The organism is Pseudogemmobacter bohemicus (assembly GCF_003290025.1).
In the GTDB taxonomy this organism is placed as follows: domain Bacteria; phylum Pseudomonadota; class Alphaproteobacteria; order Rhodobacterales; family Rhodobacteraceae; genus Pseudogemmobacter; species Pseudogemmobacter bohemicus.
Genome location: NZ_QNHG01000001.1, coordinates 429,990 through 430,660 on the forward strand (window position 1 = coordinate 429,990; position 671 = coordinate 430,660).

Annotated in this window: 1 protein-coding gene; it reads right to left on the bottom strand. The window is 65.1% G+C overall.

What is annotated here, in order from left to right; all coding sequences use genetic code 11:
• A partial coding sequence (locus tag DRF71_RS27845) for an ABC transporter transmembrane domain-containing protein (RefSeq protein ID WP_332872039.1) occupies positions 1-671 on the bottom strand: 671 nt, incomplete at both ends.

A 671-nucleotide genomic window follows, 5' to 3' on the forward strand; every position in this document is an offset into this window, starting at 1 on the left:
GCGCATTCTCCAGCACCAGCCAGGCACCCAGGCCCAGAATTGCCGATTGCAGGAACAACCGCAGCGTCTTGGTCAGCACCGAATAGCCGCCCGAACGATCCGCCAGCTCCATCCCCCGGATCAGCGCCCGGCTGCGCAGATGATACCAGCGGGTAAAGGCGTTGCCGCTCATCCCAAGCGAGCGCACCAGCTCGGATTCCGATTTCAGATTCTCGGCCTGGCGATCGGCTGCGAAACTGGCCATCGTCGCCTGTTGGGTGATCGTATCGGTGGCCCGCTGATTGGCCCATGCCAGCAACAGGAGCAGAATCGCCGCGCCAACCGCGAACCAGCCCAGCACCGGATGGAAGACAAACAAAGCGGCGATGAAGATCGGCGTCCAGGGCAGATCCAGCAGCCCCTGCAACAAGGGCGAGGCCCAGAACCGTGCAATCGCCTCCAGATCCGACTGGGCGGCGCGCGCCTCGGTGTCGGCTGGCGCCACGGAAAGCCTGCGGAACGAGGCCGCAAGAACCCGCTTGTCCAGCGCCTCCTGGAACCGCGCGCCGATCCGCGCCAGGATCCGCGAGCGCGCATGATCCAAAAGCCCCATCACCGCGAACAGGAACACCATCAGCACCGTCAGCGCGATCAGCGTCGGCTCGGATCGCGACAGCAGCACCCGGTCATAG